The sequence below is a fragment of the Arthrobacter sp. MYb214 genome, from assembly GCF_002979865.1.
Classification (GTDB): Bacteria; Actinomycetota; Actinomycetes; order Actinomycetales; family Micrococcaceae; genus Glutamicibacter.
The window spans coordinates 43818-49904 of the sequence record NZ_PCPZ01000010.1 but is presented as its reverse complement, the minus strand read 5'-3'; the positions used below and the strand labels follow the sequence as shown (position 1 = coordinate 49904).

General features: G+C 64.8%; 4 protein-coding genes and 1 pseudogene. 4 read left to right on the top strand and 1 reads right to left on the bottom strand.

All coding sequences use genetic code 11. The features are described from left to right. Positions 1 to 343 (top strand): annotated as a pseudogene (locus tag CQ012_RS17040) (HNH endonuclease); the annotation flags it as partial. A 122-nt stretch (positions 344 to 465) separates the two neighbouring features. Here the strand turns inward: CQ012_RS17040 and CQ012_RS17035 are convergent. Then, positions 466 to 3297: an FAD-binding and (Fe-S)-binding domain-containing protein gene (locus tag CQ012_RS17035; RefSeq protein WP_181149093.1), complete on the bottom strand. Its 2832-nt coding sequence runs from the start codon at positions 3295 to 3297 to the stop codon at positions 466 to 468. 130 nt (positions 3298 to 3427) lie between these two features. Between CQ012_RS17035 and CQ012_RS17030 the strand changes: the two genes are divergently transcribed. The 3 genes from CQ012_RS17030 to CQ012_RS17020 all read left to right on the top strand — a co-directional run bounded on the left by CQ012_RS17030 (position 3428) and on the right by CQ012_RS17020 (position 6058). Then, positions 3428 to 4096: a GntR family transcriptional regulator gene (locus CQ012_RS17030; RefSeq protein ID WP_105662720.1), complete on the top strand. Its 669-nt coding sequence runs from the start codon at positions 3428 to 3430 to the stop codon at positions 4094 to 4096. Between the two features lie 4 nt (positions 4097 to 4100). Next, the gene (locus tag CQ012_RS17025) at positions 4101 to 4553 is read left to right on the top strand and encodes a hypothetical protein (RefSeq protein ID WP_105658975.1); all 453 of its coding nucleotides are present in this window, start codon (positions 4101 to 4103) and stop codon (positions 4551 to 4553) included. A 119-nt stretch (positions 4554 to 4672) separates the two neighbouring features. Beyond that, positions 4673 to 6058 carry an MBL fold metallo-hydrolase gene (locus CQ012_RS17020; protein ID WP_105662719.1) on the top strand — a complete coding sequence of 462 codons (1386 nt, stop codon included), beginning with the start codon at positions 4673 to 4675 and terminating at the stop codon, positions 6056 to 6058. Positions 6059 to 6087: the final 29 nt, after the last annotated feature.

Genomic DNA, 6087 nt, shown 5'->3' with positions numbered 1-6087 from the left:
CCGGCACTGCCGCACCCCGTTCTGCGACGGCATCGTGGAGGAAATAGACCACGTCAAGCAATACGCCCGCGGAGGCAGGAGCACCGTCTTCAACGGCGATGGCCGCTGCGCTAGTTGCAACAAGGCCAAGGAAGCCGCCGGCTGGTACGAATACACGACCTACGGCAACGGCCACACCATCATGATCTGTCCCGGCTCGGCGATGTCCTACAAGTCCACCGCGCCGCCAGCTACGGGCTACGCGCACAAGCCGTTCCCGCAATTGAGACGCGACTCGAAATGGATACAGCAGCTCAAGGAACGGCTGAAGCCCAAGGATGGCCCTGAAGACATCGCAGCCTGACTCCCGGCAAGCAACCATTGCGCGTACTCATGGCTTAATGCCGCTCGACGCCACCGGCTTTGCGCAGCATCCTGCGACAAAGCCGCCTGGAAACTACTTTCCAAGCGGCTTTGCTCCGACCTCTACTTGCTGGCGGCGTCTGCCAGCAGTTCAACGATGTGGCGGTATTCCTTGCCCGTCGCACGGGTCATGCCCAGTTCACAGGTGCGGTTGCACGAAGCGTGTTCCTGCGCATCCAGTTCACGAACCTCGGCAGCTTCGCGAGCGGTAGCCGACTCGGTCAGCTCCGGATGCAGCATGCCGCGGTCACCGGCAAAACCACAGCAGCCCCAGTTCACCGGGGTGTTCACGGTATCTGCCACAGCCTCTGCGATCTTCTGCATGTCCGGGTTCAGGCCCATCTGCGTGGACGAGCAGGTTGGGTGCAAGGTGACCGAGCAGATCTTCTCGAGCGCTGGCAGCTTCTCCAGCAAGTGCTGCGAAGTGAACGCCAGCAGGTCAACCACTTCGTAGCCATGCTCGGCCAGGGTATGCGCAAAGCCTTCGGTGCAGCTGGAGGCATCGGAGATGATCGGCAGGACCTTGCCCGGCATGGCCGCACGGACTTCTTCCAGCACGCGCTGGCCCATGACCTCATGGCCCTGTTCGTAGCCCTTGGAAGTCCACGGGGTACCGCAGCAGGTGGATTCAATGCCCTCGGGGACGTAAACCGAGACGCCAGCAGCGTGCAGCAGCTTGGTGAACGCCGGGGCAACTCCTTCCCCATCTCCTGCAGGGCCGAACATCGAATTCACGCAGGCTGGCAGGTAGATGGCCAGCGGCTCGGTGCCAGCTGCACCCAAGTTGCCGGCCATGGGCTTGCGCGCCTTGCCACCGCCGGGCAGGTCGGCATCGTAACGTGGCATGGTGTCGGTGCTGACCAACTTGCGCGCAGCATCGGTGGCACCGCGGACCAGCGAAGCAGGGAATTTATCGGCGATGCTCAGGGCCAGCGAACCAGCGCGCGTGGCAGGTCCCCATCCCTTGGCTGCGGCCTTGAAGCCGGCTTCCAGGACCGGGTGCGCGTCTTCGCGGCGCAGGCGCTTGACCAGCAGGCCGGTGTTGATGCCCACCGGGCAGGCGGTGACGCACATGCCGTCCACGGCACAGGTCTGCACGCCGTTGTATTCGTAGTCGCGCTCCAGTTCGGCCGCCAGCTCGGCGTTGCCCTCGGCCTCGGCCTTGGCGATGGCCCGGCGCACGACGATGCGCTGGCGCGGGGTCAGGGTCAGGTCCTTGGACGGGCAGACCGGCTCGCAATAGCCGCATTCCACGCAGTGGTCGGCCTCGATCTCGATGGTCTCGTTGAGCTTGATGTTGCGGATGTGCGCGGCGTGGTCTTCGTCGATGATCACCCCGGGGTTCATCATCAGGCGCGGGTCGCAGGCGGCTTTCAGCTCCAGGTGCACCTCGTAGAGCTCATCGCCGTACTGCGCGCGCACGAACGGCGCCATGGCGCGGCCGGTGCCGTGCTCCGCCTTGAGGTTGCCGTCCTTGTCCAGAATCAGCTGGACCATCTTGTCGTTGAAGGAGTTGTACCGGTTCAACGCCGCATCGCCTTCGAAACGGTCGGTGAGCATGAAGTGGATGTTGCCGTCCTTGGCGTGGCCGAAGATCACCGAATCCGCGTAGCCGTACTCGGTGAACAGCTCCTGCAGGCTGTCGCAGGTTTCGGCCAGGGACTCTACCGGGACCACGACGTCTTCGAGCAGCGCGGTGGTGCCTGTGGCGCGGGCACCGGCTACCGAAGCATACAGGCCCTTGCGGAACTTCCACGCGGCCTGGCGGTTCTTCGCATCTGGGGACAGCACCGCTGGGGCGCGCAATGCCGATGCGTCGAGCAGCGACTGGCCGGCGGAGCGCAGCCCGGCCAGTTCCTCTTCGGTGTCCGCATGGTATTCGACCAGCAAGGCGGCCTGCTGGTCGACGTCGAAGCCCATGATGGCATCCGGCACGCCGGGCAGCGACTGGCCCACGCGCAGCGAGGTGGAATCCATCAGTTCCAGGGTGGCGGCGCCGGAATCCACGAGTTCAGGCAGCGCCCGGGTGGCCAGATCCAGGTTATCGAAGACGGCCAAGGTGGCGATGGCCAGCTTGCGGATCGGCACGGTGCGGAAGACGGCCTCGGCGACGAACGCCAGGGTGCCCTCGGAGCCGATGATCAGGTGGGCCATCAGCTCTGCCGGGGTGTCGTAGTCCAGGAAGGCGTTAATGCCGTAGCCCATGGTGTTCTTCAGCGCGAAGTGCTTCTCGATCTTGGCGACCGAGGCCGGGTTGCTGCGCACGCGCTGGCCCAGCTTGTCCAGCGTGGCGACCAGTTGCGGTTCAGCGGCGGCCAGCTTGCGGTCGGCCTGTGGATCCGCGGTGTCGATCATGGTGCCCGAGGGGAGCACGAAAGTCATGGATTCCAGGGTGCGGTAGGTGTTGAATTCGGTGCCGCAGGCCATGCCCGAGGAGTTGTTCGCGATCACGCCTCCGATGGTGCAGGCCGCCTCGCTGGCCGGATCCGGCCCCAGCTTGCTGCCATAGACGGCCAGGCGCGCGTTGACCTGGCGGACGGTGGCACCGGGCTGCACGCGCACGCGCGCTCCGTTATCGAGCACGGTGATGCCGCGGAAGTTGCGGCGCACATCAATCATCAGTCCGTCGCCACTGGCTTGCCCGGCCAGCGAGGTGCCGCCCGAGCGCAGGGTGACCGGCTGGTTGCCGCGCGCGGCCGCAGCCAGCAGCGCGGAGACTTCCGCGGCGTCCTTGGCCAGCACGACAGCTTGCGGCGTGTACAGGTAGTGCGAGGCATCCGAGGCGTAGGCAACGCGGTCGATGGATCGGGTCTTGACGCGATCCTGGTCGCCGACCAGATCGAGGATGCCGGATGAAACCGTCGTTTCTCCGAGTGCTGGCGTGCTCAATGCCATGGTGCGCTCCTGTGCAGTTGGCAAGCGGCGCTTGCCGAATACGGAAATTGTCTTACAAGTACACAAGCCATAGTAGTACTATTCATGGGATACTTGTTAGGTAAATTTTCCGCGGCTCGAAAGGACCCTGATGGCGGCCCGTTTAGGTGTGGTTTCCGTGGTTCAGGCCGTCGTCAAGTCCCTGCGTGCCCGGATTTTCAGCGGGGAACTGTCTCCCGGCACCCCGCTGGGCGAAGTGGACGTCGCCGCGCACTATGAAGTGGCCCGGCCAACCGCCAAGGCCGCGCTGGAGAACCTCGTTGCCAGCGGCCTGCTGACGCGCAACGCGCATCAGAGCGCGAAAGTCACGCTGCTCTCATCCGCCGACGCCCGCGACATCTACCGCACCCGCGCCATCATCGAAGCAGAGGCCGTGCGGCTGCTGGCCAGCACCGGACAGGTCCCGGAAGCTGCACGCGAGGCCAATGCCGAAATCACCGCACTGCGCGATGCTTCCCCGATCCAGATCGTCAATCCGGATGTCCGCTTCCACTCCGCACTGGTCCAGGCCCTGGATTCGACCCGTACCAGCGCAATCTACGGCCAGCTCAGCGATGAGATCCGCCTGTGCATGACCCACGTCCAGGATGCAACGCTGCTGAACACCGCGGACATCGCCAGCGAACATGAACGCCTGCTCGAATGCATCGCCGCCGGCGATGCCCAGGGCGCGGCAGAGGTTTTGGCCCAGCACCTCTCCCGCGCCAGCACCCGATTGGCCGAGCACCTCGACAGCCTTTCGCAAGGTAGGCGAAGATAGGAGCATGGGCATTTTCGCAAGCAGGAAAAGCATTGAGCAGGACTTCGCGCGCATGACACAGCGCCTGGATGCGGTAGCCGCCTTCCAGGCCGAGGGGCTCAGCGCGAAAGCGCGCGTCCTGGCCACGGGCCTGCGAAAGATTGTTCCCGAAGCCGGGTTCGAGCTGGCTGCCAAGGATGCCACCGCATGGATCCACGCGCACGAGGCCCTGCGCCTGCTGGAAGGCACCATCTCGATCCTCGAGGGTTGGAACGGTTCACCCGACGAGGTCTTCATCTCCAGGGCGGCGAGCGCATCGCCCGATTCCCCGGCTGGTGAGGCGATGTCCGATGTTCCAGCCGATCACCTGGGTATTCTGCGCCCCGCAGACGACGGCACCCTGCAGCTATTGGCAACCTTGGACCCCGCGGAGCAGCTGCGGCTAACCGGCTGGCTGCGCACTTTCACCCGGGCATAAAAACACCTTTCCCACCTAGCGGCATTGCGGGCCTCCGCACATACCCCCACCCGTATTTTTGACATACCCCCGGGGGTATAGACTAGTCTGGTTCCAATCCACCTTGAAAGGAACCAACCATGCTGCTTGAACGCCTCTACGACGAAGATCTCGCGCAGGCCAGCTACTTCATCGGCTGCCAGGCCAAAGGCGAAGCTCTCGTGGTCGACGCGCGCCGCGACATCGCCGACTACCTTGCCCTGGCTGCCAAGCACGGCATGCGCATCACGGCCGTCGCTGAAACCCACATCCACGCCGACTACCTTTCCGGAACCCGCGAACTAGCCGCCGCCACCGGCGCCACCAGCTACGTTTCGGGCGAGGGCGGCAAAGATTGGCAGTACGGATTCGAGGCAGAACGTTTGATGGATGGCGATATCATCACGCTGGGCAACCTGCGCATCGCCGCCCGCCACACCCCGGGCCACACCCCGGAGCACCTGGCTTACGCCATCACCGACGGAGCCTTCAGCCAAGACCCTGGCTACCTGCTCTCCGGCGACTTCATCTTCGCCGGCGACCTAGGCCGTCCGGATTTGCTGGACGAGGCCGCCGGCGGTGTCGATACCCGCTTCGAAGGCGCCCGCGATCTCTTTGCTTCGCTGAATAAAACCCTGGCAGAATTGCCCGATTACATCCAGGTGCATCCAGGCCACGGCTCGGGCAGCGCCTGCGGCAAAGCGCTGGGCGCGGTCCCTTCCACCACGTTGGGCTACGAACGCGAGTTCGCCTGGTGGAGCACCTACCTGGCCAACGACGACCAGGACGGCTTCATCGCCGAACTGCTCAACGGCCAGCCCGACGCCCACGCCTACTTCGGCCGCATGAAGCGGCAGAACCGCCTGGGCCCAGCCATCCTGGGCCAGCTCGACCCCCTAGCTGAAATACCCGTCCAGCAGCTCCTCCAGCAGCTGGAGGCGGGGGTCTCGGTGCTCGTCGATACCCGTGGGCACACCCAGATCGCCGCAGGCACCGTTCCCGGCGCGCTGTCCATCCCGGGTACGGCGAAGACCGCCAGCTTCGGCGCCTGGGCCTACGATCCGGAAAAGGACCAACGCGCCCTGATCGTGCTGGCCGAGACCGGCGAACACGCCGCGACGATCCGCGCCCACCTAATGCGCGTGGGCATCGACGCGGTCAAGGGTTTCACCACCAGCTTGGAAGGCCTGCCAACGGTGAAGCCGAAGTCGATCACCCCGGCACAGCTGGACGATTTCGAGTACGAGATGCTGCTGGATGTCCGCAACAAGACCGAGTTCGCCGCCGGGCATATCCCGGGCGCCAAGCAGCTGTCCGGGGGACGGGTGTTGTGGAATCTCGATCAGCTGCCCGCCGGCGGCACCATCGTCACCTACTGCCAAAGCGGCATGCGCAATGCCGTGGCCGCCAGCGCACTGCGCGATGCCGGCTACAACGTCGTCGAGCTTGAGGGCAGCTACCTCGGCTGGTCCTCCTTCGCCAACTAGCCACCCCCGCCACGAAAGCTGAACTGCAT

Excerpts from the sequence above, each read along its gene's own strand:
- CQ012_RS17035 (WP_181149093.1), bottom strand. The coding sequence starts at position 3,297 with ATGGCATTGAGCACGCCAGCACTCGGAGAAACGACGGTTTCATCCGGC.
- CQ012_RS17020 (WP_105662719.1), top strand. The coding sequence starts at position 4,673 with ATGCTGCTTGAACGCCTCTACGACGAAGATCTCGCGCAGGCCAGCTAC.
- CQ012_RS17025 (WP_105658975.1), top strand. The coding sequence starts at position 4,101 with ATGGGCATTTTCGCAAGCAGGAAAAGCATTGAGCAGGACTTCGCGCGC.
- CQ012_RS17030 (WP_105662720.1), top strand. The coding sequence starts at position 3,428 with ATGGCGGCCCGTTTAGGTGTGGTTTCCGTGGTTCAGGCCGTCGTCAAG.